This is a genomic window from Paenibacillus sambharensis (assembly GCF_003233845.1).
GTDB lineage: Bacteria > Bacillota > Bacilli > Paenibacillales > Paenibacillaceae > Paenibacillus_I > Paenibacillus_I sambharensis.
This window is the reverse complement of record NZ_QKRB01000038.1, coordinates 66,915-92,410: the sequence shown is the minus strand read 5'-3', so window position 1 is coordinate 92,410 and position 25,496 is coordinate 66,915. Positions and strand designations below refer to the sequence as shown.

The 25,496-nt window shown below is 51.7% G+C and carries 26 protein-coding genes; 8 read left to right on the top strand and 18 right to left on the bottom strand.

What is annotated here, in order from left to right; all coding sequences use genetic code 11:
- Positions 1-32 precede the first annotated feature (32 nt).
- Positions 33-2,351: a hypothetical protein gene (locus DNH61_RS26275; RefSeq protein WP_181438622.1), complete on the bottom strand. Its 2,319-nt coding sequence runs from the start codon at positions 2,349-2,351 to the stop codon at positions 33-35.
- A gap of 228 nt (positions 2,352-2,579) precedes the next feature.
- Between DNH61_RS26275 and DNH61_RS08035 the strand changes: the two genes are divergently transcribed.
- Positions 2,580-4,595, top strand: a complete 2,016-nt coding sequence (locus tag DNH61_RS08035) for a putative bifunctional diguanylate cyclase/phosphodiesterase (protein WP_111146141.1) — start codon at positions 2,580-2,582, stop codon at positions 4,593-4,595.
- Between the two features lie 116 nt (positions 4,596-4,711).
- Here the strand turns inward: DNH61_RS08035 and DNH61_RS08030 are convergent, their stop codons facing one another.
- The 3 genes from DNH61_RS08030 to DNH61_RS08020 all read right to left on the bottom strand — a co-directional run bounded on the left by DNH61_RS08030 (position 4,712) and on the right by DNH61_RS08020 (position 7,726).
- Entirely contained in the window at positions 4,712-5,992 is a 1,281-nt protein-coding gene (locus DNH61_RS08030; RefSeq protein WP_111146140.1) for a hypothetical protein, read from the bottom strand.
- On the bottom strand, positions 5,967-6,542 hold the full coding sequence (locus tag DNH61_RS08025) for an RNA polymerase sigma factor (protein ID WP_111146139.1): 576 nt from the start codon (positions 6,540-6,542) through the stop codon (positions 5,967-5,969). The genes DNH61_RS08030 and DNH61_RS08025 overlap by 26 nt, the downstream gene beginning before the upstream one ends.
- A 233-nt stretch (positions 6,543-6,775) precedes the next feature.
- The gene (locus tag DNH61_RS08020) at positions 6,776-7,726 is read right to left on the bottom strand and encodes a polysaccharide deacetylase family protein (protein WP_111146138.1); all 951 of its coding nucleotides are present in this window, start codon (positions 7,724-7,726) and stop codon (positions 6,776-6,778) included.
- Positions 7,727-8,030: 304 nt separating this feature from the next.
- On the opposite strand from DNH61_RS08020, the gene DNH61_RS08015 reads away from it, so the two are divergent.
- Both DNH61_RS08015 and DNH61_RS08010 read left to right on the top strand, forming a co-directional pair.
- Positions 8,031-8,291 (top strand): KGG domain-containing protein, encoded by a 261-nt coding sequence (locus DNH61_RS08015; protein ID WP_111146137.1) that lies wholly within the window; start codon positions 8,031-8,033, stop codon positions 8,289-8,291.
- Between the two features lie 155 nt (positions 8,292-8,446).
- A complete protein-coding gene (locus DNH61_RS08010; RefSeq protein WP_181438621.1) occupies positions 8,447-8,746 on the top strand; it encodes an HNH endonuclease in 300 nt (99 codons plus the stop codon).
- 36 nt (positions 8,747-8,782) lie between these two features.
- Here the strand turns inward: DNH61_RS08010 and DNH61_RS08005 are convergent, their stop codons facing one another.
- Positions 8,783-9,214, bottom strand: coding sequence for a universal stress protein (locus DNH61_RS08005; RefSeq protein WP_181438620.1), 432 nt, complete (start codon positions 9,212-9,214; stop codon positions 8,783-8,785).
- Between the two features lie 136 nt (positions 9,215-9,350).
- Positions 9,351-10,301, bottom strand: a complete 951-nt coding sequence (gene abnA, locus DNH61_RS08000; protein WP_425452228.1) for an arabinan endo-1,5-alpha-L-arabinosidase AbnA — start codon at positions 10,299-10,301, stop codon at positions 9,351-9,353.
- Positions 10,302-10,639: 338 nt separating this feature from the next.
- Between abnA and DNH61_RS07995 the strand changes: the two genes are divergently transcribed.
- Positions 10,640-11,017, top strand: a complete 378-nt coding sequence (locus tag DNH61_RS07995) for a DUF2512 family protein (RefSeq protein ID WP_111146134.1) — start codon at positions 10,640-10,642, stop codon at positions 11,015-11,017.
- 150 nt (positions 11,018-11,167) lie between these two features.
- On the opposite strand, the gene DNH61_RS26270 is transcribed toward DNH61_RS07995, so the two are convergent.
- Positions 11,168-11,314, bottom strand: a complete 147-nt coding sequence (locus DNH61_RS26270) for a hypothetical protein (protein WP_181438619.1) — start codon at positions 11,312-11,314, stop codon at positions 11,168-11,170.
- 187 nt (positions 11,315-11,501) lie between these two features.
- Here DNH61_RS26270 and DNH61_RS07990 point away from each other — a divergent pair, with 187 nt between their 5' ends.
- On the top strand, positions 11,502-11,906 hold the full coding sequence (locus tag DNH61_RS07990) for a VOC family protein (RefSeq protein WP_111146133.1): 405 nt from the start codon (positions 11,502-11,504) through the stop codon (positions 11,904-11,906).
- A gap of 58 nt (positions 11,907-11,964) precedes the next feature.
- On the opposite strand, the gene DNH61_RS07985 is transcribed toward DNH61_RS07990, so the two are convergent.
- The 10 genes from DNH61_RS07985 to DNH61_RS26265 form a co-directional block, all read right to left on the bottom strand.
- Entirely contained in the window at positions 11,965-12,597 is a 633-nt protein-coding gene (locus tag DNH61_RS07985; RefSeq protein WP_111146132.1) for an ABC-2 transporter permease, read from the bottom strand.
- The gene (locus DNH61_RS07980; RefSeq protein ID WP_111146131.1) at positions 12,590-13,471 is read right to left on the bottom strand and encodes an ABC transporter ATP-binding protein; all 882 of its coding nucleotides are present in this window, start codon (positions 13,469-13,471) and stop codon (positions 12,590-12,592) included. The genes DNH61_RS07985 and DNH61_RS07980 overlap by 8 nt, the downstream gene beginning before the upstream one ends.
- A gap of 1 nt (position 13,472) precedes the next feature.
- Positions 13,473-13,856, bottom strand: coding sequence for a GntR family transcriptional regulator (locus DNH61_RS07975; protein WP_111146130.1), 384 nt, complete (start codon positions 13,854-13,856; stop codon positions 13,473-13,475).
- A 200-nt stretch (positions 13,857-14,056) separates the two neighbouring features.
- Positions 14,057-15,067, bottom strand: coding sequence for an ABC transporter ATP-binding protein (locus tag DNH61_RS07970; RefSeq protein ID WP_111146129.1), 1,011 nt, complete (start codon positions 15,065-15,067; stop codon positions 14,057-14,059).
- The gene (locus tag DNH61_RS07965; protein WP_111146128.1) at positions 15,064-16,101 is read right to left on the bottom strand and encodes an ABC transporter ATP-binding protein; all 1,038 of its coding nucleotides are present in this window, start codon (positions 16,099-16,101) and stop codon (positions 15,064-15,066) included. The genes DNH61_RS07970 and DNH61_RS07965 overlap by 4 nt, the downstream gene beginning before the upstream one ends.
- 13 nt (positions 16,102-16,114) lie before the next feature.
- Positions 16,115-17,101: an ABC transporter permease gene (locus tag DNH61_RS07960; protein ID WP_111146127.1), complete on the bottom strand. Its 987-nt coding sequence runs from the start codon at positions 17,099-17,101 to the stop codon at positions 16,115-16,117.
- Between the two features lies 1 nt (position 17,102).
- Entirely contained in the window at positions 17,103-18,038 is a 936-nt protein-coding gene (locus DNH61_RS07955; protein ID WP_111146177.1) for an ABC transporter permease, read from the bottom strand.
- Between the two features lie 157 nt (positions 18,039-18,195).
- A complete protein-coding gene (locus tag DNH61_RS07950; protein WP_111146126.1) occupies positions 18,196-19,911 on the bottom strand; it encodes a peptide ABC transporter substrate-binding protein in 1,716 nt (571 codons plus the stop codon).
- Between the two features lie 572 nt (positions 19,912-20,483).
- Entirely contained in the window at positions 20,484-20,738 is a 255-nt protein-coding gene (locus tag DNH61_RS07945; RefSeq protein ID WP_111146125.1) for a hypothetical protein, read from the bottom strand.
- Between the two features lie 18 nt (positions 20,739-20,756).
- On the bottom strand, positions 20,757-20,894 hold the full coding sequence (locus DNH61_RS26265) for a hypothetical protein (RefSeq protein WP_181438618.1): 138 nt from the start codon (positions 20,892-20,894) through the stop codon (positions 20,757-20,759).
- A 229-nt stretch (positions 20,895-21,123) separates the two neighbouring features.
- On the opposite strand from DNH61_RS26265, the gene DNH61_RS07940 reads away from it, so the two are divergent.
- Positions 21,124-22,398, top strand: coding sequence for a hypothetical protein (locus DNH61_RS07940; RefSeq protein ID WP_111146124.1), 1,275 nt, complete (start codon positions 21,124-21,126; stop codon positions 22,396-22,398).
- A gap of 174 nt (positions 22,399-22,572) precedes the next feature.
- Positions 22,573-23,244, top strand: coding sequence for a M15 family metallopeptidase (locus DNH61_RS07935; RefSeq protein ID WP_111146123.1), 672 nt, complete (start codon positions 22,573-22,575; stop codon positions 23,242-23,244).
- Positions 23,245-23,317: 73 nt separating this feature from the next.
- Here the strand turns inward: DNH61_RS07935 and DNH61_RS07930 are convergent, their stop codons facing one another.
- The gene (locus DNH61_RS07930) at positions 23,318-23,650 is read right to left on the bottom strand and encodes an antibiotic biosynthesis monooxygenase (protein WP_111146122.1); all 333 of its coding nucleotides are present in this window, start codon (positions 23,648-23,650) and stop codon (positions 23,318-23,320) included.
- Positions 23,651-23,917: 267 nt separating this feature from the next.
- On the opposite strand from DNH61_RS07930, the gene DNH61_RS07925 reads away from it, so the two are divergent.
- Positions 23,918-25,459 (top strand): trypsin-like peptidase domain-containing protein, encoded by a 1,542-nt coding sequence (locus DNH61_RS07925; RefSeq protein ID WP_146240964.1) that lies wholly within the window; start codon positions 23,918-23,920, stop codon positions 25,457-25,459.
- Positions 25,460-25,496 lie beyond the last annotated feature (37 nt).

Below are 25,496 nucleotides of genomic sequence, written 5' to 3'. Positions count from 1 at the left end.
ACCTGCGAAGGTGTTGGCGGAGGTTCTTATTTTTACAGCAGCAGCATATCCGTGTACCGCACCAGCCGGTCTTCCAGCCACTCCCGCTCCAGCTTGTCTCCCTCTCCGCTGGTCAGGCGGCTCGGGTTCAGCTGAATATGGATCGAATCAGCTCCTTCCACGATATAGGGGGCCGCAAGCTTGATACGCAGTGATTGTCCGGGCACCGCCATCTCATCCCACCTGATAGATTCAATCGGCAGTGAGACCAGCGAACCATTCTGCATCATGTATAAGTCCGCGATAACCTCCGGCCAGTAGAATATGTTCGTGGCATCCGCTGTCAGCTCTTGGTTAAAGGTGATGGTCAGCTCCTGAACCGGTACATACCGTGGAACCGGCTCAATAGCGGCTTGAAGTCCCACGTTCATAATGGTGACGAACGGCGCATGGGCACCTTCCGCAAGCTGAATACGGATATCCCGCTGGAAATAATAGTTACCCTCGGCCGGATGGTAAATGTCGAGTGTGGCATCTGTCCAAGTGAAGTTCTCGGGTACAAAAGCAAGCTCCGGAGCAGCCGACTCCACTGCCTGCTGAACTCGTGCCTTGGCCGCATCACTTAAGGTTTCCGTGAAGGTAATCGTCATGGATGGAGCCAGATAAGGACCTCCGGCCATCAGCACCCCTGGGCCTTGGCTTGTACTGCCATCAGGCAGCGCCACCCCCTCAAGCTTGATGGCAGTGCCGGTTAACCCGTATACGTTACGCCCGTCCCCTGCCAAGGTAATACTCTTGGTGCCAATATCGTAGGCTGCTGACAGTGAAATATCATTCGCAACATATACGCTGGTAACAGCAGGATCTTGTACCGCCTCCATCAGTGCTTCTGGCGTATGGGCGAAGGCTTGGCCGATATCCTTATCATAGTAAGCGTAAAACCCGCCAGGAAGGCGTGTAATGGTCCCCTCCTGGTAACCGCTCAGCCCCCGCACAATAATGTGGTCGGCAAAGCCATTCATCGCGCTCCTCAGCTGAGTATCTGTTGAAGCATTCGCAGTTAACGTCACTCCCGGAGGCGTGACCGGAATAATGCCCTCGTAGCGCAGCGCTGTAATTGTAACTTGGTCCACTGCGCCTCGCAGTTCGACACGACTGTCAAACCTCAGAGCTTCCCAGCTGCTGGACAGGCTGGCGTTCATCAGCTTGATAGCCTGCAAATCTATTCGTGCCGCAGCAGCCTGCAGCTCCTCAAAAGTCGAGACCGGCTGCTGGACACGGATAGGGTAATCCGCCCGATTCAATGCCGCGTCCTGGACACGGACTATTATATCCGTCCCCGCAATACCGTCCGATACGGCTGTTCCCGTAACGCTATTCAACACCTCAATACTGCTGCCCGCTGGTGCCTGAAGATGCTCCTTCAGCTCAGCTACACGCATACCTGCCGGTACATAGAGCAGCGTGCCCTCCACCAGTTCCAGGTGCTCATTAATTCCGTCTGTCCACAGACCGGTACCAACTTCAGGCGGGCCTGATGGGTCCGTTGGCATAGCAGGATCAGTAGGATCAGTAGGTTCCGCAGGATCAGCAGGCCCCTCCGGCTCCTGCACCGGTAACGCCTGAAGCGCCCGGTTCGTATAAAACAGCTCCAGCCATGCGGACGTTAACTGCCGCGAGGTAGCTGATGCCTGCTGCAGTGCCTGCTCCGCCTGAGCCAGCTCTGCCTGCAGCGCCTCAACGGAGGCAGGCGTATAGAGCCCTCTAGTCTCCCGTGACGCCAGAAGGCCCTGAACCTCCTGAACCAGCCGGGTGAGCTCTACAGCAGCTGCAAGCCCCTCCTCGGGTCTGGTCAACGCAAGCAGATAACGCACGTCATCTTGACCGATACCTTCCGGGCCTACAATATTAGCAGGCGAAGCACCCGTCAAATAAGCCATTACCTGCCTGAAGGTAACCCCTCCTCCAGCCGGGTCAAGCCGGGCTTGAAGCGCCAGCTTGCCCCCCAGCGTAATAACCTGGTAATCGGCTGCCGGTTCGCTGCCCAGACCGTTAGTTCCCACTGCGGCTCCAGCTGCCGCCTGCAGACCGATGCTCTCTACATTTGGGAGCGGCTGGTTAAACCTCAGAGTAACTGTGCTGCCCCTGGCAGCCAGATCGGAGGGCCGAATACCCGGCTGGTCAATGGCGAATAAACCCTTGCCAGCCGCGATTTCCCCGTCTTCATAAGGACGAATATTCTGATCGTAATATAAGGTAATTGTATACGGCTCCTTACTCTCTGCTCCAACCAGCTTAGGCTGGGTACCCCCCGCAGCCAATAGCGCCTCCGGCATGTAGGAGAACCCTACCATAATAAGCAAGAGAGTCATGATGAATTTTCCTCGTTGATGCAAACAAGCCCCCACCTTTATCTGTCACTTCCTCAACCTTCCAAGGTATCTGTTAAAAGTGTAGCACAGCGGCAAGATTGCGAGCTATCATTTTCTGTAAAAGGCTGCTAAAAATTCGACATAACTCTATCTTTTTTTGAACATTCGGCCGATATATAGGTAGATACCGCCGTTCTATTCAGATTTCATTGTAAAGTAGGTCAAAGGATGAACCATACTCATGGGTTTTACGATCCCTTAACCGTCTTCATCGCTTTTGCAGCAGCGACGGCCGCTTCCTACTTCGCCTTGACGCTGGCGGGCAGACTTTTCCTTGGCACCACGCTGCGCCGGCCGCGGCTTCTAGCCGCCTCATTGGTTATGGGGACTGGCATCTGGGCCATGCATGTCATCGGGATGCTCACAACCTGGCTTGATGAGCGGATTGACTTTACTCCCGGGCTGGCCGGCTTATCCTTCGTGGCAACGGCTGCCGCCTGCTTCGGGGCGTTCATGATTTACACGGGCGGCAAGCAGTCTTTCATCCGCCTCTGCGGCTCAAGCGTGCTTCTCTCCTTCGGTATAACTGCCATGCATTTTACCGGATCAGCCGCGATGAAGAGTCCTCGTGAGGTGCATTACAACTTCACGCTGCTCGGGTTGTTCACCTTTATTGTCTTTATCGCCATCTGTTCAGCCCTGCTCTTGTTCCACCGGTTCCATGCACATCGCGCACACCGGAGCTGGAAGCTCCTCTGTGCTGTGCTTATCGGTCTTGCGACAAGCGGTATGCATTATGCCAGCATGGCTGCCGTCTCCCGGGAGCCGTTCGGCTCAGCCCACGCCGCTCTTACAGGCACTGGAGAGCATTCGTCTATCCTGCTGCTTGCCGTCGTTATCGGAGGCGCATTCCTGCTGATAGGCATTTCATGGACCTCCCTGCTGTATGACAAGAAGGTGCTGGAGAAAATGGCATACAGTGACGCGCTGACCGGCTTGCCTAACCGGCATAAGCTGAGCCAACAGTATAATGACTTCTCCATGATTTATGAAGAAGGATTCATGCTGTATATCGACTTTGACCGGTTCAAGATGATTAATGACACGATGGGACATGATACGGGTGACAGGTTTATTCAACAGATGGCAGGAAGACTGCAGGAAGTGCTGGATAAGAGGCAGACGCTCTTCCGTTTCGGCGGAGACGAATTCCTGATTATCTCATCAGGTGCAAGGCGGGATGCTGAGCACTTGGCAGACAGGCTGATTCTCCACTTAAAGCAGCCGTTCCTGCTGCTGGACACGGAGTTTTACATGACCGCGAGCATTGGCATCAGCCTCACGCCCCAGCATGGGACCAATCGGTTATCTCTGCTGCGGGCGGCCGATATAGCCATGTATCACGCCAAGACTGCCGGCAAGAACCGGTACTGCATTTATGATGAAGAGACCAATCTCCATACACTCCGTAAGCTGGAGCTGGAGAAGGGTCTGCGCAAGGCGCTGCAGATGCAGGAATTTGACATCCATTACCAGCCCAAATGGGATGCGGATGCCGGCAAGGTTATTGGTCTTGAGGCTCTTCTGCGGTGGCGTCACGACATGCTTGGCCCGGTCTCCCCCGCGGAATTCATACCCATCACGGAAGAAACCGGCATGATCGTTGGCATCACCAGGTGGGTTCTGCGCAAGGTCTGTGAACAGAATCGTTCTTGGCAGATGAGCGGCCTGCCGAGGCTCAGGATATCTGTCAATATGTCGATTCGTGTATTCGAGAGCGGCAAGCTCGAAGAGATGGTAAGAGAGGCCCTTCAGTCATCCGGCCTGAACCCGGATGATCTGGAACTTGAAATTACTGAATCTATCGCGATGCAGGATATTGAGGAGACGATCAATCAGCTGAATGCCGTCAGAGCGATCGGCGTCAAAATATCGATGGATGACTTTGGTACAGGCTACTCATCGCTCGGTACCATTGACCGAATCCCCATTGACACACTGAAGATTGATCAGGCCTTTATCCGGCAGAGCGCCCTGCCTGCCAAGCAGGCCATTATCAGCACCATCATTGCTATGGCTGGACATCTCCAGCTTGATGTTGTAGCCGAAGGAGTAGAGACTGAGGAGCAGATCCGGTTCCTGCAGTCACGCGGCTGCAGTGTCATGCAGGGGTATTATTATGGCAAGCCCATGCCGGCAGATGAGTTTTATGCCTGGATGAAGCAGCTGCTTAGGGACGGATGAACGGTAAAGAATGAATCACAGCCAGGGGAGAAAAAAAGAGGCTGACGGCGCGCAGTGGATGCGTTGCCGTCAACCTCTTAAATCTAGCTGACATTATTCTTGCCGGCTGTTCATGCCTATTCCCTCAATAATGATCCCGCCTGTTCCTTCCACATCTCAACGTACCGCGGGACAATCGCCCACTGAACCATGATGATCGTCTCATCCGGCCCGACTGCTTCTTCAAATCCCACGCTCGTCAGCGTCTGATCTTCCATTCCGTAGAACAGCAGCCTGCGGTCCGTCAGGATAACCGCGAGGTTGCCTGCGGGAGAAGTGTAGGCGTCAACAGCCGCAGGCTCGACAGCCCGGATATCATGCCATGGGATATCCAGCTGATTGTGCTGCACGATCGTCGTATCCAGCTCCTGCCCGATCTCCTGCAGCAGCGGTTCCGCCGCTGCGGTACCCGGCATAAGCGCTCTCTCCGCGATCCAGCGGCCTGGCTTTCTAGTCAGCGTCCAGTTGTGTATGAGCTCGGTGCCCATCGGCATGTCCTCTCTGCTTGAGAGGAACGCTGCCAGCGGCTGGTCGGGACTGGCCGACGCAACGGCATGCTGCTCGGTTCCCGCTGCCAAGCTGCCAAGCTCCCGGGCTTGGCCCAGCTGAGATACCTCCATCACCCATACCGTTTCCTGTTTCTCCTGCTGCTTGTCATGTTCCCCTTCTGCGCCTGGCGAGGCGATCTCACGAGTGAGGGCAATATAGCGGTTGCCGACATAATCGATCCTCTCGCGCACAATCTCTCCCGGGGCCCCCGATTTGCTGTACAGCTTTACAGGGTTATCCGTCTTCTTATTAGTCTGCGCGTTGTAGGCTCCTGCAACCTGATACTCAATCTTGCCCAGGTCTACACGGCCAACATCCACACGCCAGAAGTTCGTCCTGTAGGGCATAAGGATGCCGCTGTCCTCCGCCACCTTCTCCGGCAGATTCTCTCCTGCGGTAACAAGAAGGGTCCGGTAAGTGCTGCTCTCCTCCCCTTCCCTCTCCGCTGTGTCTTTGCGCAGGGCAATCAGCAGAGCTGTCTGCGGCGGGCTTTCGGCGCTGTAAGACAGCGTACCGGCATTCTCCTTATTCCCTTCAGCCTGGTCATAATCTGCAATCACCTGCTCCGTGTTCCCGGCAGGCTGCCCCCCGCCAAGCTGAATAACTGCCAGAATCAAGATGATCATCGCAACAGCTCCAGTAGACCACCCTCCAAAGCGCAGCAGCCAGCTCCTGCGTGCAGGAGCCGATCTATGATCCAGCCTTTCCCTAATCCGCTGCTCAAGCCGTTCATCAAATCCATTCCGGGTCAGCGGTCCGCCAGACAGATCGCGTTTCAGCTTCTTATCCATTGAGTCCATCGGGTCCATGCTGGTCTTCCCCCTTCCGGTCTGCCAGCTTCTTGCGGGCGTGAAACAGCCGGGATTTAACCGTTCCTTCACTAACCCCCAGCAGCTGGGAAATTTCTTTCATCGACATTTGATGGTGGGCGTATAAAATCATAGCTTCTCTATACTTGTAAGGCAGCTCCAGTACCTGCTTCCACATATTATTAACCGCCAGCGCCTCAATTACCTCACCTTCGGCAGACCTCTCGCTTGCCTGCTCCGTAAAGGCATCCACCAGTGTTACCTTGCGGAGGAAGGCTGATTTACGGTAGTCGAGCACCATATTGCGGGTTATGGCCAGCAGCCAGGTCTTAATGGAAGACTCCGAACGAAAGGTGTGAAGATTGCGGTATGCCTTCAGGAACACCTCCTGGCTGATGTCGTCTGCCTGGTCCCATTTGCGGGTCATGCTGAAGGCAAAGTTCCATACATCCTTGCCATAAGCGGTCATCAGCTCGTTCAGAGCATCCTTCCTCTCCGCCGCATCCTCGCCTATGTATCTTAAATATTCATATTGTGTGTCCGAGTGCAAATTTGCCACCTCTAATCTATTGGACGACCGCAGTCACGGATCGGTTCAGTCGACGGGTATCTATCCTTAAAAAGTAAAAACCGCGGTTCCCTATCAAGAACCCCGGTTCGCGGATGAATGCCGGCCTGCGGCTGTTGAACCTCACCCTCTATTATCCGGCAACTGCCAGCGGATTTCCATTAAATATTACATAAAGCTTCATTAATTTATTCAGGTGCTGTCCAACCGTTGAACTACTCTCCACTTAACCCTGAGACAGTCGTCCAGCTGTAGCCCAGCTCCTGAACCGCTTCAATAACAGCCGGAAGTGCAGCAATGGTATTGTCCAGGTTGGAGTTCTTGCCGCCGAAGCTGTGCATCAGGACGATTCCGCCTGGCTGTACACGATCGACGACCGTCCCAAGGATTTCATCTTCCGGTGTTCCCGCCCAGTCCCGGGTGTCGATCGTCCAGCCAACCAGCTCTTTACCCTTCTTCTTGAGGACATCGGTTAATGTATCGGGCGTGATGCCATAAGGCGCCCGGAACAGAGCAGGCTTCTCGCCCAGCACCCCCTGGATAGCTTCATCACCCCGGTTAATCTCCCGCTCTACCCCCTTCTTGCTCAGCTTGCGCAGGTTGGCATGGCCAAAGCTGTGATTGCCGATCTCATGCCCTTCATCCCGTATCCGCCTCAGGACCTCAGGATACCGTTCTACCTGCTGCCCAACTACGAAGAAGGTAGCTTTAATATTGTATTCCTTCAATACATCGAGTACCTGGGTTGTATACTTGGCATCCGGTCCGTCATCGAAGGTGAGGGCCATCCGCTTATTATTATCCACCGGCTGCTGCTTCGCGCGCTGCTCAGACGGAGCAGCGGGGATTGATGGCCCCCCCGCAGCTGGCACTTCCGTTCCTGCGCTGTCTGCCGCTGCTTCAGCAGCTGGCCCTTTTACGGCATGCTCTTCTGCCGCCGCAGTCAGGCCGTCAGCGGTCATTACCGCCTGGTCTGTCTCCTCACCAGATTGCCCTACCGCACCTTCAGACGCTGCTATTACCTGTCCGCCCAAGCCAGGGCCCACTCCGCCTAACCTTTCCACTAATCCGATAAGTCCATAAACCATACTAACCACCATCACACCAACAATCGCTACCACCATTTCCTTGCGTAAACCAGCTGCTGTACGAACCATTCTCCCCATTGATCACCCGTTCCCCTCGGCTTGCTTCATTGATCATATAGACGAAGGAAACCCGCGGCTGGTTTAAAGTCCGACAGGAAACTTCCACTTTTTTCGACAGGCTTGTCCACGGACCCCTGCCAGACCAGACTATAGATAGAAATCCAAATTCGTAAGCGCTTTACCGTTTCAAAAGGGAAAAAATGAGAAATTTTTAAACGACAGCTTAACCCTGTTTATGGCCATGTCCTTGTGGTAATAGAGAGTGCGCGCGCAACACAGTTAACAAGTCAACAACTAAACCAACATAAGGAGTGATTTGGATATGGCACGCAATGACGATCGTATGAGCCGTGAAGAAGCTGGACGTATGGGTGGCGAAGCAACATCCCGTAACCATGACAAAGAGTTCTATCAAGAAATCGGCCGTAAGGGCGGCGAAGCAACTTCCAAATCCCATGATAAAGAATTTTATCAGGAGATCGGCCGTAAAGGCGGCGAATCTACATCGAACTCGCATGATAAAGATTTCTATAAAGAAATCGGCAGCAAAGGCGGCAGCGCCCGTTCGAACGACAACCGCTAAAGTTTCCGTTTCCACCGACATCGTGCCAAAATCCCCTTAAGGCCTATGCCTTAAGGGGATTTTGCGCTGCTTATGAGCAGGAGCATGAATGGCAATACCCTAACCGCGGGCACACTGGGACGGAAACCGAGCCGCCGATGAAGGAGGAGAGCACCTTGGAACAGGAACTCCATCAGATCTGCGAGTTATGCGGACGTGAAGGCGTTCAGACCACTCGTCATCATCTGACACCCAAAGCAAAGGGAGGCACTCATCTGCCTACTGCCCGTTTATGCCGCAGCTGTCATAAGCAGATCCATGCCTTATATACGAACCAGGACCTCATTACCCTTGGTCTAACTTCAGTACCAGCCCTGCAGGCTGATCCGGAGATCGCGCGTTATCTGAAGTGGATTCGCAAGCAGCCAGCTACCTCGGTTCCTCGTGTGCGTAAATCGGAGCGAGTACGAAGCTGAGTTGATGTATCAGTAATCTGCTGCTGCTTGGAGCAGCTACTTAATGACAAGCACAGGCACTTTAGCATACTGCACCACATAACGGCTTACACTTCCTAGCATGGCTCCCTGAATTGGCCCAAGCCCCCGGCTCCCCACTACAATCAGATCGCATCCCCGCTCTGCCGCCTGCTGAATGATCACCTTGGACGGACTGCCGTGAATCATCTCGGTATTCACCCTGCAAAGGCCCTCGGTGTAAAGCCTGGCTTCTTCCAACAATTCCTCTCCCCGCTTCAAAGCGCTTTCACTCATAGCGTCCGTTGGTGCAATCATGATATCTCCTGCAGCAAGCGGATATAAGTTAACGGCGTGGATGACCGTCAGCTTCGTTCCGCTGCAGCTATCCACCATCTGTACTGACTTTTCCAAAGCCCTCTTCGCCTGTACAGATCCGTCATACGCCGCCAATATGTGCCGAAACAGCATCAGCATCACCTCTTATGACAGTATTTCTATATCAAACGCTGTCCGGGTATAAAAGGTGATAAACTGTGCCCTTATTTCATTAAAAAAACCGGACCGGCTCGCATATTCATGCGGCCAATCCGGTTTCCAAATCAGCTTAGTATCTTGGCCAGCCGTTCGAATCAAAGTACAGGTCATTGATCAGCAGCTTCGGTGCGCCGTTATCCTCTGCATCGTAGGCATGGCGGACAATAATGTTGTTATAAACGTCCTGGTGGCCTGGACCGCGCCACTTATTATTGCCTGCATCAAGGACCGTACCGCCGCCGTTCATCATGCTGACGCCGTTCTTATCCACGTATGGTCCGGTAATGCTCTTGGAACGGCCGTATACAATCTTGTACGTGCTGTCTACACCCCTGCAGCAGTTGTCAAACGAAGCGAACAGGTAATAGTAGCCGTTGCGGTAAACAATGGTCGGCGCTTCGATTGCGCCGCTATTGGCTGTACGGCGGGCGATCGACATTACCGAGCCTGTAGGCTTCATGGTATTCTTGTCAAGCTTCACGATCTTGAGGCCGCTCCAGAACGATCCGAAGGACAGCCAAGGCTCGCCGTTGGCATCAATCGTCAGGTTAGGGTCAATTGCGTTATAATCGTTTGCACTCGTGGAACGAATGACCAGACCGTCATCCCGCCACTGTCCCGCACCAATGCTGTGGGTTGATGTCAAACCAATCAAGGATGTATTGGAGCCAAAGGTCGAGATGGAGTAATAGAGCCAGTATCGCCCGTTGAAGTATTCGACATCCGGTGCCCAAACATCATTGTTGGCGTGGCCTGGCACATAGTTTTTCCACCAGGAAAGCGGTTGCAAGAAAATTTGTGGTGTACGATACCAATTCGTTCCGTTGTCCGAGCGTAATACTTGCAGTCCTGGGCCGGTAGAGAAGGTGTACCACGCATTGCCTTCCTTGATGATTGAAGGGTCATGCACACCTATGTCGCCTGACAAGTTCCAGAAAGCTGCATAAGCAGGGAATACGGAAGTAGTAACCAATGTCAGGGCAAGCGCGGCTGATACCAGCCATTTCTTACGTTTCACCAATCTGATCCGCTCCTTTAAAATTATAATAGGTGAGGGTTTGAAGGCACCCCGCAGGCCCTCTAACTGTGTGGCTTTCCCGTTCACCTCCTTGATTCATTAACAAGAATGTAAGCGCATTCTTGTATTTATAAATTACTGGATTGTTTTACCTTTGTCAACCCATTTTTATTAACCTATTAATAAAAATATAAAATAATAGAGTTTGAAGACATGTCGCTGATTTAACTGGAAAATTCAGTGTTTTTTCGACTTTGTAAGAGGAATTTCCCAATTTTGCGATTCCAAGGGTGTGGGGATGGTTAAACAAATAATAGACAGCTAAGGAGAGGTGATGACGAATGAAAAGTTTCTTGCTAAAGTTGGCTGGTAACGGCTTTATCGTTATTTTGACGCTTATGTTATTTACCGAAATGCCGTTCTGGAGTGCCTTATCAATTGCTCTTATCTTAACGGTAACGGCCTATCTGCTTGGTGATCTTGTCATCCTGCCGAAGACCAATAATATAACTGCCACCTTGGCGGATACTGTATGGGCTGCACTTGTCATCTGGGGAGCCAGCGCCTTGATTGAATGGCCGCTGCACCTGTCCGAGCTTCTGGTCATTGTATTGTTCCTGGGTTTGTTCGAGTATGTCTTCCATATTCGCCTGCTCAGGCTGCAGGACGATGGGGCCAATACAACCAAACGCAAAGGCGAAAAAGCAATCTTATCCTAAACTAAACTATAAACTGGCCATCCGCCCTACTGGTGGACCGGCCGGTTTTTTCTTGTTAAGTATGGTACGTTGTCCCACTACAGCTGAACCATAGCAAAAAACCGCCCACCTGCAAGTGGACGGTTCAGCTTTCGGGATTCCGTGTTCAGTTTACTTGGAGTCATCGCCCTTTTTGTCACTCCACTTCTGGGCCTGAGGTTCAACATCGCGGCCCTTCTCAATCGTCTTGTTCTGCTCCGGTGAGTGGTTGCGCTTGTCCTCCCGGTTCCGGATGTCATCTCCAGACAGATTGGCCATGGTTTATCCCTCCTTTGCCTGGTGCTGTGTTCTAGTTGTTATTACCCGCTGTAAGGAAGGACAAACATGATTCAGGCAAAACCCAAGATACCGCAGTGCGAAAAATAGGTGTGGCTTTGTTATTTGTGCAAGGGCGGTTTATACTCGTTATGTAGAGAATACTTGAACTGAAAGCGAGGCGTAAGAGTTGGGGAATAATTCGAAGATTGGCGGAGGCGGATTTCATCATGTGGCGATCCGTGTCTATGATTTTGATGCATCCGTGCATTTTTATACCGAGATACTGGGCTTTGAAGAGCGTGTTCGCTGGGGTGAGGGTCCTGGCCGTGCTGTTATGCTGGATACCGGAGATGGCAACTACCTGGAGATCTTCGCAGGCGGGGCAGAAGGACAGAAGCCGGAAGGAGCCTTCCTGCACATCGCCCTGCGCAGCAGTAATGTAGACGACGCGCTTAAGCTGGTACGGGATGCCGGTATGGCGGTCACGATGGAGCCGACCGATGTCATGCTTGGCAGCGAGCCAGTCCGTATTGCCTTCTTCAAAGGACCTGACGGTGAAATTATTGAGCTGTTCCAAAGCAGCGGCCTGTAAATAATGTTGCGCTTGAGAAGCCGGGCTGCGGGGCCCGGCTCTTCGTATTGCGGCAGCACTACCCCGCCATATCCTTCTTTCGGAAGATCGATAAGGACAGCCAGTAGGAGGCCAGGAAAAGCAGCAGTGCTCCTCCAACAATAACCGACAGGACAGCTGCCGGGGAGCTGATATCAAAGGGAAGCTGAAGGGTTATTTTGTTAATAACACCGCTCATCCCGACAACCACCGATACAGCAAGGAAGATTGCCAGGAAGGAAATCACCTGGGCCGCCCGGTCCCCCAGCCAATAATAAACCGGGAAGAACAGGGAGGAGAAAAGCAGGACAATTCCTGTTGTGAGGGAGGCCTGCATCCAGGTCCACTCCACCGGGTTATTGAGCGCATACAGACTGACCAGATGAACGAGCAGGCTCATGAACAGGCCGATGATGAGGAAGACAATCACAACGGCATACTTGGCTTGAACGATTTGCTTGCGCCTTACCGGCAAACTCCCAATAAACAGAACACTCTTGCTCTTCGTTTCCAGATTGACGGAGAACATAACCAGCATGATGGCAGAGAGCGCACCGACGAGTACGGTCGAAGCTTCGTTATTCATCACAAAACCGAAGAATACCGCATACAGGACAATGAACAGGTAATAAAACCGGACGACCAGCATATCCTTGCGAATCAGGTTAAACATGGGCACCGGACCTCCCTTTTGCCGTATAGAACATGATATCCTCCAGCGTGGGGGTTTCGATGTGGGCAAACCCGCCGAACAGGCGCTCCGCTTCCTTCCTGTCTGCTGACAGACCCTCAAACCCGACGGACGTCTCCCGAATGCCGAGGAGTGCGCCGCGTGTATCGCGATCGAGCAGAGAGTTATCCGCTTTAACCAGAGCATAACGTTCGAATATCTCTTCCTTGGAGTCGCAGAACACTAGGCTTCCCTTGTTCATGAAGGCGATATAATCCGCTATGCGGTCCAGATCCGTCGTGACATGGGTTGAGAAGATAATTGTTCTCGTATCGTCCTGTATGAAATCCGCCAGCATATCCAGCAGCTCCCGTCTGAATACCGGATCGAGTCCTGCCGTCGGTTCATCCATGATAAGCAGGTCTGCATGGTGAGACAGCGCAAAGGCCAGAGACAGCTTCATCTTCATCCCCTTGGACAGGCTGCGGATTTTGGATTTGGGATGAAGCTCGAAGCGCTCCAGCAGCTGACTGTACTGCTTCTCATCCCAGCGGCTGTAGAAGGGAGCCAGCACATTCTTCATGGCGCCTATCGATAGATGCTCATAATAGTGACACTCATCCGAGACGTAGCCGATGCGTTCCTTAATCTCCAGCTCACGCTCCGGCATTCTCCGGCCGAATATCTTCACCCCGCCGCTGCTGGGCACAGCCATTCCCATGATCAGCTTAATCAGCGTACTCTTGCCTGCTCCATTAGGCCCTACCAAGCCCGTAATATAACCCTGTTTAAACGACATCGTGACCGGCTCCAGCCTAAAACGCGAGTATGATTTGGACAGTCCGTCAAGCTCAATCACATTCTCATCCTGATTCATCTCATTCGCTCCCTTCGTCACTGTACAGCTGACCGAAACGGTTAAGCATCTGTTCCAGCCCTACATTCAGCCCCTTCGCTTCCCTCACGACCTCCCGCATCTTCTCTTCCAGCAGCCTCATCCGCTGCTCGCGGATTTGGGCAGAGCTGGCGCCCGATACGAAGGAGCCTTTGCCGACGACCGAATCAATCAGCCCCTCCTTCTCCAGCTCCTCATAAGCCCTCTTCGATGTAATGACACTGATCTGCAGATCCTTGGCCAGCTGACGGATGGAGGGAAGCCCCTGACCAGGGTTTAATGTACCATTCAATATAGCGCTTCTGAGCTGCGTCACGATCTGCAGATAAATCGGTTCCCCGGACGCATTGGAAATAATAATGTTCATACATCACCACGCTAACCGTATTTAGTGTATATATATAATATATACACTTGTTCTAGATGTGTCAATGAGAACCGCCCAACCGCACAAAAAGACCACAGCCCGCTTGTGAAATCTCTAAGAGATTCCACGAGCGGGCTGTGGCAGTTAATTGTATATTCAAACCATTCGGTCATAAAAAGCTTGGACAGCGTGCAGCCGCCTTATCCCGCAGATACGATACCTTCTTGCTTCGGCAGCGGCTCTCCTGCAAAATGGCAGGCCGCATAATGCCCAGGCCGGTGCTCGATAAGCGGGGGCATTTCCTGCGCGCACACCTCTTTGGCAAGCGGGCAGCGGGTACGGAACGGACAACCGCTAGGCGGGTCAATCGCGCTCGGCAGGTCACCCTTGATGACAATTCTCCGCTTCTGCGTCTCGGAGTCAGGATCCGGAATGGGAACAGCTGACAGAAGAGCACGGGTATAAGGGTGCAGTGGCTCTTCGTAAAGCGTTTCACTCTCCGCAAGCTCTACCAGCTTACCCAGATACATAACCGCTACACGGTCGCTGATGTACTTAACCATCGACAGGTCGTGCGCGATAAACAGATATGTCAGACCCATCTTGCGCTGAAGCTCCTTCAGCAGATTGACAACCTGTGCTTGAATGGAGACGTCAAGTGCTGAGATCGGCTCGTCACAGACGATGAACTTCGGGTTAACAGCAAGCGCACGGGCAATACCGATCCGCTGGCGCTGGCCGCCTGAGAATTCATGCGGGTAACGGTTGGCATGCTCGGCGTTTAGTCCAACAAGCTGAAGCAGCTCGGCTACCCTGGCTTTGCGCTCCGCACGATTCTTGGCAAGGTTATGAATATCCAATGCTTCACCAATAATATCGTTAACGGTCAGCCGCGGGTTGAGCGATGCGTAAGGATCCTGGAAGATCATCTGCATGTCGCGCCGTATAGCCTTCATTTCGGAGGCAGACAGCTTATAGATGTCCTTGCCTTCGAACTTCACTTCGCCTCCGGATGGTTCATACAAGCGAAGCAGTGTGCGGCCTACCGTAGACTTGCCACAGCCCGATTCGCCCACCATACCCAGTGTTTCACCTTCACGGATGAAGAAGCTGACATCATTGACGGCTTTCAGCGTACGGCCTTTGCCAACACGAAACAGCTTGCTGAGGTTGTTGACCTCAATCAACGTCTTGTTCTGTGAACTGCTCATGCGTGCACCTCCTTGGCCATCTCATGGTTCAGCCAGCAGCGGGCCGACTGTGTCGAGCTGCATTCAAACAGGCCTGGGTCCACACGCGTGCAGATATCCATCGTATATTTGCACCGTGCAGCGAACGCACAGCCTGTTGGCGGCTTGATCAGATCCGGCGGTGTGCCCGGGATCGGAACAAGCGGCTGGCTCTTGTCATCGTCCAGCCTTGGAATGGATTCCAGAAGACCCTGCGTGTAAGGATGCTTCGGATTAGTGAAGATCTCATGCACGGTACCAGTCTCAGCAACCTGGCCGGCATACATAACGATAACCTTGTCACAGACATCGGCTACAATACCAAGGTCGTGGGTAATCAGCATAATGGACGTATTCAGACGGCTGCGCAGCTCCTTCATGACTTCCAGGATCTGTGCCTGAATCGTAACGTCGAGTGCTGTTGTCGGTTCGTCGGCAATCAGCAGCTCTGGGTCACAGGCAAGCGCGATCGCGATCATAACACGCTGACGCATACCGCCGGAGAACTCATGCGGGTACTGCTTCATCCGGGTTTCCGCAAGTGGAATACCAACCAGATTAAGCATTTCTACTCCACGCTTGTGCGCTTCCTTCATCGACATATTGCGATGACGAATCAGGTTCTCCGTAATTTGTCGTCCGACTGTCATCGTCGGGTTAAGAGAAGTCATCGGGTCCTGGAAGATCATGCCCATGCGGCCGCCGCGAAGCTGCTGCATCTCCTTCTCCGACTTCTTGAGTACATCCTCACCGGCGAAGCGGATAGAGCCTTTCTTCACACGGCTTGGGGGTGAAGGAATAAGGCGCATCAGCGTCTGTGCGGTAACACTCTTGCCGCAGCCCGACTCGCCTACGATTCCGACTACTTCGCCCTTATTAATAACCATATTTACACCGCGAACAGCCTGCACTTCTCCTCCCCGAACATCAAAGGAAACGTGCAGATCCTCTACTTCCAGCAGAGGCTGGGCATTCTGCCCTTTGCTGCTGTTACGCAGTTTATTGTCAGATTTCATGGAACTCTCCCTCCTACCGCTTCAATTTTGGATCGAACGCATCACGAAGCGCGTCGCCAAAAATGTTAAATGCTAACATCGTCAAGCTGATAAACAAGGCAGGGAAGAAAATACGCCAAGGGAAAACCTTCATGGCACTCCGCGCGTCCTCGATCATGGTACCCCATGAAGCGGCCGGCGACTGCACACCGAGGCCCAGGAAGCTCAGGAACGCTTCCGCAAAGATTGCGCTCGGTACAGTGAGCGTTAGCGTAACAATAATTGGGCCCATTGCATTCGGAATCAGGTGGCGGAAGATGATACGGCTCGCGCTCGCGCCAAGCGAACGGGATGCCAGGACATATTCCTGATTCTTCAGCTGCATAACCTGACCGCGCACAATCCAGGCCATGTTAACCCAACCCGTAATACCAATTGCCAGTACGATCGTAAACAAACTCGGCTGCATGACAACAACCAGCAAAATAACAATTAGCAGTGTCGGTATGGAATACAATATTTCCGCAGCGCGGTTCATGATTTCGTCCACTCGCCCGCCAAAGTATCCCATAATGCCACCGTAGATAATACCTATCACAAGGTCAATAAGTGCAGCAAACAAACCGACACGCAGGGAGATGGACGCCCCCATCCAGGTACGTTCAAACATATCCCGCCCGAGCTCATCCGTGCCAAACCAATGCTCCTTGGACGGAGGCTGGTTCGTGCTCGACAGATCATTCGTCTGATAATCATAAGGAGTCAGCCACGGACCAATAACAGACATCACGGTAATGGCAATCAATATAAACAAACATATCATGGCAAGCTTGTTGCTGATCACCCGCTCCATCGCATCCCGCCATACCGAGACGCTCTCACGGGAAATGACTTCCGCGTTCAAGTCAGATGTATCAATCTTGCGGAAATCTTCCGGCTTCAGATTAAGATGCTGATGCCGGTCAGTCGAAGCGGCTGCATGCTGCTCCTCATGGTTCTTAGTCAAGTGCAGATTAGACATCTTACGAGCCACCTCCCCGGCTGTTCAGCTTGATGCGAGGGTCGACAGCAGCGTATGCGATATCCGTCAGGAATCGAGCAACAATCAAGATAAACGCATAGAACAATGTAAGACCCATAATCAAGGTATAATCGCGGTTCGAAACACTCTCTACGAAATATTTGCCGATACCCGCGATTCCGAATATCTTCTCAATAACAACCGAGCCGGTAACGATGTTCGCCGTCATCGGTCCAAGATAGGTGACAACCGGCAGAATAGCATTTCTCAGAGCATGCCGGTTCACGATAATAGCCTTCGACAGACCCTTCGACTTAGCGGTCTTGATATAGTCAGAATTCATGACCTCGACCATGTTGGAACGTGTCAGCCTCGCGATAAAGGCGATCGGCAGTGCCGAAAGCGCGAGGACCGGCATAACATAATCGAGCGGCTCCTTCAGACCCGCAACATGGAACCAGCCGAGCTTGACCGCGAAGAAGTACTGCATAAGCGGTGCCAGAACAAAGCTCGGAATCGAAACACCGAGCACGGCGATGATCGTTGCGAGAGCATCGATCAGTCCGCGGTGATAGAGTGCTGCGATAACGCCAAGAGCTATACCCACAATGACGGATACGATGATGGCTACGATACCCAGCTTAGCGGAGTTAGGGAAGGCGTTTTGAATGATGTTGTTAACCGTACGGTTAGCACTCTTCATTGACTCTCCAAGATCAAAGTGCAGCAAATTGTTCATATACGTTAAATATTGCTTCCAGACCGGTTGATCAAAGCCATATTTGGCCATGATATTATTATAAATTGCCGGCGGGAGCTTCTTCTCGCCCATGAAGGGATCACCAGGTATGGCCTTCATCATAAAGAAGGTCACAGTAGCGAGCAGGAACAGCGTAAGCAGCACGTACATCAGCTTAGTCGCTATAAAACGGACCATCTGCATCATCTCCGGATAAAATTTGAACTTGCGCCAAGCTGCCATTCGCCCCTGCTGCGCATGAACGGAGAAAATGGGATACTTATGGTAATCCATAAATATCCCACTTCACCGTTACCTATGGCCTGACGGCTTTAAGAACGACAACCTGATTTAATTAATGTTCGGCAATGTAACCGTAGTTGAATCTGATTTCACCTGAGTAGTCAATCCATACACCTTGTACATAAGGCTTCTGCATCCAGATGCCTGTGTAATAGTAGATCGGCAGGATTGGCATTTCATCCATCAGAATTTTCTCTGCAGCAGCCATTGCTTCCATACGTTCAGCTGGATCAGAAGATGTTTGTGCTTTCTTGATCAGTCCGTCATATTCAGCGTTCGAGAAGCCTGTATCGTTGTTGCCGCCGCCCGTGATCCACATGTCAAGGAATGTCATTGGGTCATTGTAGTCAGCACCCCAGCCAGCGCGAGCAACTTGATAGTTGAGGTTCGTACGGTTGGTCAGGAATACGCCCCATTCCTGGGATTGAACACTTACATCTACACCAAGGTTTGTCTTCCACATATCAGCTATAGCTGTAGCGAGCTTCTTGTGGCCTTCACCTTCATTGTGAATTAGCTCGATAGTAGGCAGCTTGGTCAGGCCCTTCTCTTCCAGGCCTTTAGCCAGCAGTGTCTTAGCCTGTTCTACGTCTTCTGTGAAGTAGCTGTCTTTCACTTCATCACGGAACGTATCATTCTGGCCTTTGATGCCGTAAGGTACAAAACCGAACGCCGGGATTTGATCACCCAGTGTCACTTTTTCAACAATCGCCTTTCTGTCAATCGCCATTGCCAGAGCTTTACGGATATTTACGTTATCATACGGCTCTTTTGTGGTATTAAAGTTAAAGTAGTAAGTTGTTGCAATACCTTGAATCTGCAGATTGGCTTCCGAATCTTCCTTCAGACTCGGAATCATATCGATTGGGATCTCGCCTGTCGGACGGCCAGCCCAGTCCAAATCGCCCGTCTCATACATGCTGAGTTCAGTGTTGCTGTCGTTAATAATGGCCAAACGCACTTCAGTGAAATGAACCTTGTCAGCATCATAGTAGTTTGGATTCTTCGTCAGCAGCAGCGATTCGTTGTGGTTCCATTCCGTCAGAAGGAAAGGACCGTTCGTGGAATGCGTAGCCGCTTCTGCTGCAAACTTAGGATTGGCTTCAACTACTGCCTTGTTAACAGGGTAGTAAGTATAGAAGCTGAGCAGGTTCAGGAAGTAAGCAGTCGGCGAATGCAGTTCAACAACAAGTGTCTTATCGTCCTGCGCTTTAACGCCTACTTGGCTCGCATCCTTAATTTCTCCAGTGTTGTATGCTTCAGCGTTCTTCAGGTAGTACAGCTGGTAAGCATACGGGGACGGAGTTTCTTTGGTTGGGTCAAGAACACGTTTCCATGCAAACTCGAAGTCATGAGCGGTTACAGGCTCGCCTGTGCTCCAAGTCGCACCGTCAAGGATCGTGAATGTGTACGTCAGGTTATCTTCGGATACTTCCCACTTCTCAGCCATACCAGGCTGAACGTTACCGTCTTTATCAACTGTAGTAAGACCTTCCATAACAGCATTCAGAACGGTACCAGACGTGTTGTCTTGGGTCATGCCCGGGTCAAGTGTCGGCGGTTCGGCATGCAGGTTCATACGGAAAATCTGCTCTGCAGCAAGTGCTGCTTCACCGGACTTGTTGTTCTCTGCTTGATTAGCAGGTGTGTTCGTGCCCCCGTTAGTAGGTGCATTGTTGCCGCCGTTGTTCGAGCAGGCGGACAGCAGCATGCTGACCGAGATGACCAGTGCCAGCATAATGGATCCTGTTTTTTTGCGCTTGTTCATGGAAACCCTCCATTAGTCAATTTGTAAATCTCTTTATAGAAGCTGGCATTATACCCCTTCTTCGAAACGTGTCATGTATATGTTAAGTAGCATGACACCTCCCTTTCGCATACGACTTTGTAAAAGAAAGTAAACTGAAAAATATTTTATATTGTATACTGAATACCGTTATATTACAAGGCATATGACAGATATTTGTTTCAGATTTGTAAACAAAATCAGCGATATTGGTTATGAGGCACAAATCCTTACATGCTGTTGAAAATATCATAGACCCAATGGGTCTTCCTGTCTGCTATCCTCCTTCCTTATCTGAACATTTATGCTGCACGCCTTGTTATCATGACGCCGCCCTATCATGGCAACCTCTATATATTAAGAGGATACAAATAAGAATTTTATCGCATTTTGTCGAATTCATCAAGCCAAGCTTGTCCTGCCTCGCCAGACGAATCTGCAATTCATACGCAACGACTTCCCCTGCCTGTCTTGGACAGCAAAAAAATGAAGCAGACGGACAAGCAGTCCCGCTTCATTCCGCTATTTCTTCATGTCCGCTCCTGTTCCCATATCTAATCAAACATCTTCAGCATGTCATTCTTGGAAATCCCAAGATCCTTAAAGAGCAGCTCCAAATTGGCTAAACGACCTGTGACAACAAACTGCAGGTTGCGGTCCCGATCGATCAGCACGGAGTTTACCGTTAGCGCATTCGATAACAAGCCAAAAGCTATCGCGATCTGCTGCGGGGTTAACTGCGTGCGGGGAATCGGGTTCCCGTTACCAGCCGTTTGGCTGCCAGCTGCTCTGTCTCTGCGAACCGCCACTGCATCCGCCCCCTTTTCTTAACCGATTATAATTGGTGTCTCCAGTTCCGGCCCTCTGCCGATGCCAGCCAGGAAGCTGATGATTACTATAATAAAGACCACCAGACCGACGCCTGCCTTCATTCGTTGAAACCTGACCGGTCTCCTGCTGCTCATTACTCATCCCACCTGTCTCCTCTGTTTACCTTATCTTATGCCGTTCATACCGGCCTTGCTTAGACTTTTCTGTCCCATCGTATTTCAGGCATTCAGCGAGTGCTTCTAGCCCTGACTGGACAGGGATGGTATAATGTTAGGAACAGAAACAGTCACTGACAGACTGATACGGATTCCGTATTTACTCTATCTGCGATGTAACCGGTTACTAACTAATGGAGGTCCACTCATGGAGAAGAAGATGATGGAATGGATTGCTTATACTGAAAGCCGAATTGATTTGTCCGCTTATAAGCTGCATGCTTGCGCCATCAGACGCAGTCATAACTTCCTTTCCGAGACACTGTATACATTGGAGATGGAGTGGTTCCCCATTAACCGTGACGGCCGGTCCCAAGATGGTTACAATCCTCCCGGTACAGCTATTATTGAGCTGGACTTGGCTGCTATGCAGTTTACCAAGATTCTGTATGTTGGCGGCGTTTCACTCAGCAGCGGGCCTGTTATAGAAGCCGGGAGTGCGGAAGCCGCTGCCGCCTGGATTGAACGAGAGACCGGACTTCAATACCGTCAACAGTTCTGCCTGAGCAAGCAGACCGGCAATGAGTATCAGTTCTCGGCCTGCTATGAGGGCATTCCAATCTCCCCGCAAGCCAGGATTGACCTTAAGCTGGATCAGACCGGCAAACTCGTAATGTACAGCCGGCATGGACGATTTGCAGCAGCCGATGAAATCACTCCCGAGCCGTTCACGCTCACGCTCGATGAGGAAGTGCAGCAGATTGCGGCAGGGCAGCTCCGGCGGCTCACTGTACCAGCCAACAAAACCAGGAAGTGGCTGGCTGTTTACGGCCTGGAAGAAGTGTACATTGCCCAAGACCGGAAAACACTGATTCCCATCCGGACCGACATTGATGAAGCCGCACGGTGTGACGTCAACGAACGGATGGAATGGGAGTCGCCGCTTGAGCATCCCTATGAACGCCGTCCGCTTAATCTTACCCGGCACCCCGTTACGGTCGAACAGGTACTAGAACGGGAGCCTGACCCAGATATGCGCCTGCTGACTCCAGAGGAACGCGAGCTCGCGAGGCATGCCGTACTCGGCCTGCTGCGAAGCAAGTATCCGGAAGACTCCGGAAGATGGAACATGGTTTCCCTGTCTGTCCGCCACGGCTATGTTATTGCCAAGCTCAAGGTACCGGATGACTGGCGCTTTCCCGGCATCAAGATGATTGTTCACATCGACCGTGTGTCTATGGAGGTTGTCAACTGGATGGATACTCTCTCCTTCCTCGACCTCTATGACGACTACGAACCAGCCGACTACGACGAGCCGCTGAGTCTTGAAGAAGCATGCAGAAGGCTTCATGATAAGCTTCGTCTTGACCCGGTATATGTCTATGATTTTGAACTCCGCAAGTACCGCTTATGCGGCAAGCTGGATTCCGATTATGGCGTACTGGCTCATTCGGGGGAAGTCATTTCCCTGCAGGACCTGTAGGGTACATTAATATTACTCTTCTACTCGCATACTAGTAGACCGGGGCCCGGACTTAAGTCCGGGCCTGTTACCGCCCTGCGGCGGGTTACCTTCGCATGAATATGTTCTATAATAGGCAGAAGACGTTTGGCACCTGTAACGATAGAGTATACGAACAAGGAATGAGCATAAGTTATGAAGCCTAACAGGCAGGATCTCTTGGTAACACGAAGCGCACACGAGCTGCCCGCCCCCTATCCCGCAGACCATGAAAGAAACCTTAGGCGTGTTAAGCGGCGTTCTAGGCGAAACACTATACTCCTGCTGCTATTTACGCTAGGGCTGATCCTATATTGGAACGAACTGCCTATCCCGGATTTACTGGAGCCCGAAGCTTCTGTCCGTGACATACCGCCCGTTACGGGGCTTCACCCGATTGTCGCAGCCAAGCAAAATGAGCTAATCCGCCTCACAGAGGAAGCCGGGATTACCATTCTGATAACGGACGGCTTCAGAAGCAAGGAAGAACAGGATGCCCTTTACCGTCAGGGGAGAAGCGATGAAGGGCCTGTCGTTACGCATGCCCAAGGCGGTGAGTCATACCATAATTATGGCCTCGCCATAGATTTCGCTCTGCGGACAGATGACGGAGATGTCATCTGGGACTTGAGCTACGATGGCAACGGCAACGGGGAATCCGACTGGATGGAGGTCGTCAGCATCGCCAAGGACCTGGGGTTTACTTGGGGAGGCGACTGGGCAAGCTTCCGGGATTACCCTCATCTTCAGATGGATTTCGGTTATTCCATCCGCGAGTTGAAGAAGGGCAAACGTCCTCCTTCCGGTCAGGATACGAGCAGCCCTTAGATAAATTGGTTTCTTTAATAAAAAGAGGTTGTCCTGCCGGGTCTCATGACCCTCGCCGGACAACCTCTTCTGCCTATACCGTTCCGGCCGCCTTACCGGGACGGACCGTCTTTACATTATACATATTTACCGAGCTGCTGATTATGAATTCAGGCTTCGGTTTCCCTCTGTTATCCCGGTGCCCTTGAATATGGGCATCGCTCTTCTCCCAATTCTTCCAGGCCTCCTCCGATTCCCAGCGGATCATAACGAGCACTTCCTCCTGCTCCTTGCTTGAGCGGTTCACCATCACCGTGCGGTCAACCAGTCCTTCCATTGCATCTATCGCACCTTCCGAGCTGAATCGCTCCACGACCTGATCAGCAAAGCCCTTCTCCACAACAATCGACCTTGTTTGAACGAACAAAGCATGCCCTCCTTAAATAAATAGCTATGATTATCTTTATTCTAGTTGATAAAGATTCTCATTGTCAAACAAAGGCTTAAGCAAAATTTTATGAAACTTTTTCCCACAGACTCCTACTAATGAACTATAATGGATTGGTAGACTTGTACCTAAAATCGGTACCACTGGCGAATTGTGCTTGTCGGAAGGACGCAGATCATCGGGAGACAAGTCATACAAACACATATTTTTCATACATCAGTTGAAGGAAAGGTGCTGGAATCCAAGTTGAAAAAGTATTTCGCCGCTCTACTATCAGTCATCCTGTTGTTCGGTAGCGCAGCAAGCGTACAAGCTGCAGCAACCAAATACAAAGTGTACGTGGACGGTGCACTCGCTACCTCTAACGGTATTGTCCGTAATGGTACTACTCTCGTACCATTCAAGCCTGTTCTGTCCGCCATGGGCTTCGGCTTCCAATATGATGGTAAGTCCAAGACCGTCAGAGCCACGAAGTCAGGCACTGTCATTACACTCAAGATCGGGAATAAGCAAGCAAATGTCAACGGTACAGCAGCCGTGCTGCCTGTAGCACCTGCTCTTATTAACAATACGACCTATATACCTGTAAGATTTGTAGGCGAATCTACCGGTTACAGCGTATCGCAGGATAAAGCCGCCGCATCCATCTATGTAGAATCCCAGGGCAATGAAGATTACACTTCGTCAAAGCCAGCGCAAACTACTCCCCCCCCTGCTTCGAATGCGGCTGCAGGCATTCTAAGTACCCAGCAGATCACCAATCTTAACGACAGTAAGGTTGTTATGATCGAAATGTCAGAAGCTCAGGGCAGCGGCGTGTATCTCGGTGAGGGAGTAGTTATTACCAACCATCATGTTATTGAAGGCAGTACGGCCGGACGCGTGGTTGATACTAACGGCCGATATTTTGACATTGCCGGTGTTATCGCGCATGACGCCACTAGGGATTTGGCCCTGGTTAAGCTAGCATCCAACACATTCCAGGCAACCTCGGTGACCATCGGTAATCCTGCTAAATTGTCCAAGGGCGAGAAGGTCGTAGCGATCGGCAGCCCGATGGGGATGCAAAATACCGTATCGGAAGGCTTAGTCAGCAGCTTCAGAACAACAGCAGATAACGTCAAGCTGATTCAAATCAGCGTGCCGATTGATCATGGCAGCTCCGGGGGCGCCCTCTTCAACCAGCAGGGACAGCTCGTTGGCATTACAGCAAGCGGCATTGACAGCAATGCCAGTCTGAACTTTGCTATCTCCATCGCAGAAGCCGCAGACATGCTTAATCAGATCAAGGGCAAGAGCTATGCCCAGCTGACTACGACGCCTCTCTCCTCCCTGGCAACTACTGTGCCGGCTGGCTCCACAGGCTCTTCGGAAAACCCGGAAACTGTTGCCCGCTCGGTAAAGAATACCTTGAACAGCTCGGCTACTTCGTTCCCTACGCCAGGCGGCTCCATTCATCTGGGTGAATGGGTCTCCTACGTAAAGGACGGAACTGTTGTGGTCTTTAATGTTCTCGATTCAGATGATTACGCAACCTACCTGAAATATTTCGATTCGAACAATACTGCATACGGGCAGTGGATGGACAGCCTTGGCAGGTCAGCAGCCAAGAGCTTCCCGAACAACGAGATTATGATCTGTCTCTTCTATGAAGACATGTTCACGAGCTACCCAAGCTCCTTCGACGAAGATGAAATCGAAGCGGTTAGCGGCGGCTATGAAGTTTTTCATCTGTTTGCTGTATCGTTAGCCCAGAATGGTAAGGTAGAAACAGCCATCCGTCCATAAAAACGGCTTAAAGCCCGCCTGCAGCGCCTTTGCTGCA

Coding starts and splice junctions, on each gene's coding strand:
- DNH61_RS26275 (WP_181438622.1), bottom strand. CDS start 2,351: ATGACTCTCTTGCTTATTATGGTAGGGTTCTCCTACATGCCGGAGGCG.
- DNH61_RS08035 (WP_111146141.1), top strand. CDS start 2,580: ATGAACCATACTCATGGGTTTTACGATCCCTTAACCGTCTTCATCGCT.
- DNH61_RS08030 (WP_111146140.1), bottom strand. CDS start 5,992: ATGGACCCGATGGACTCAATGGATAAGAAGCTGAAACGCGATCTGTCT.
- DNH61_RS08020 (WP_111146138.1), bottom strand. CDS start 7,726: ATGGGGAGAATGGTTCGTACAGCAGCTGGTTTACGCAAGGAAATGGTG.
- DNH61_RS08015 (WP_111146137.1), top strand. CDS start 8,031: ATGGCACGCAATGACGATCGTATGAGCCGTGAAGAAGCTGGACGTATG.
- DNH61_RS08005 (WP_181438620.1), bottom strand. CDS start 9,214: ATGCTGTTTCGGCACATATTGGCGGCGTATGACGGATCTGTACAGGCG.
- DNH61_RS07995 (WP_111146134.1), top strand. CDS start 10,640: ATGAAAAGTTTCTTGCTAAAGTTGGCTGGTAACGGCTTTATCGTTATT.
- DNH61_RS26270 (WP_181438619.1), bottom strand. CDS start 11,314: ATGGCCAATCTGTCTGGAGATGACATCCGGAACCGGGAGGACAAGCGC.
- DNH61_RS07985 (WP_111146132.1), bottom strand. CDS start 12,597: ATGTTTAACCTGATTCGCAAGGATATGCTGGTCGTCCGGTTTTATTAC.
- DNH61_RS07980 (WP_111146131.1), bottom strand. CDS start 13,471: ATGAATCAGGATGAGAATGTGATTGAGCTTGACGGACTGTCCAAATCA.
- DNH61_RS07975 (WP_111146130.1), bottom strand. CDS start 13,856: ATGAACATTATTATTTCCAATGCGTCCGGGGAACCGATTTATCTGCAG.
- DNH61_RS07970 (WP_111146129.1), bottom strand. CDS start 15,067: ATGAGCAGTTCACAGAACAAGACGTTGATTGAGGTCAACAACCTCAGC.
- DNH61_RS07965 (WP_111146128.1), bottom strand. CDS start 16,101: ATGAAATCTGACAATAAACTGCGTAACAGCAGCAAAGGGCAGAATGCC.
- DNH61_RS07960 (WP_111146127.1), bottom strand. CDS start 17,101: ATGTCTAATCTGCACTTGACTAAGAACCATGAGGAGCAGCATGCAGCC.
- DNH61_RS07955 (WP_111146177.1), bottom strand. CDS start 18,038: ATGGTCCGTTTTATAGCGACTAAGCTGATGTACGTGCTGCTTACGCTG.
- DNH61_RS07950 (WP_111146126.1), bottom strand. CDS start 19,911: ATGAACAAGCGCAAAAAAACAGGATCCATTATGCTGGCACTGGTCATC.
- DNH61_RS26265 (WP_181438618.1), bottom strand. CDS start 20,894: ATGAGCAGCAGGAGACCGGTCAGGTTTCAACGAATGAAGGCAGGCGTC.
- DNH61_RS07940 (WP_111146124.1), top strand. CDS start 21,124: ATGGAGAAGAAGATGATGGAATGGATTGCTTATACTGAAAGCCGAATT.
- DNH61_RS07935 (WP_111146123.1), top strand. CDS start 22,573: ATGAAGCCTAACAGGCAGGATCTCTTGGTAACACGAAGCGCACACGAG.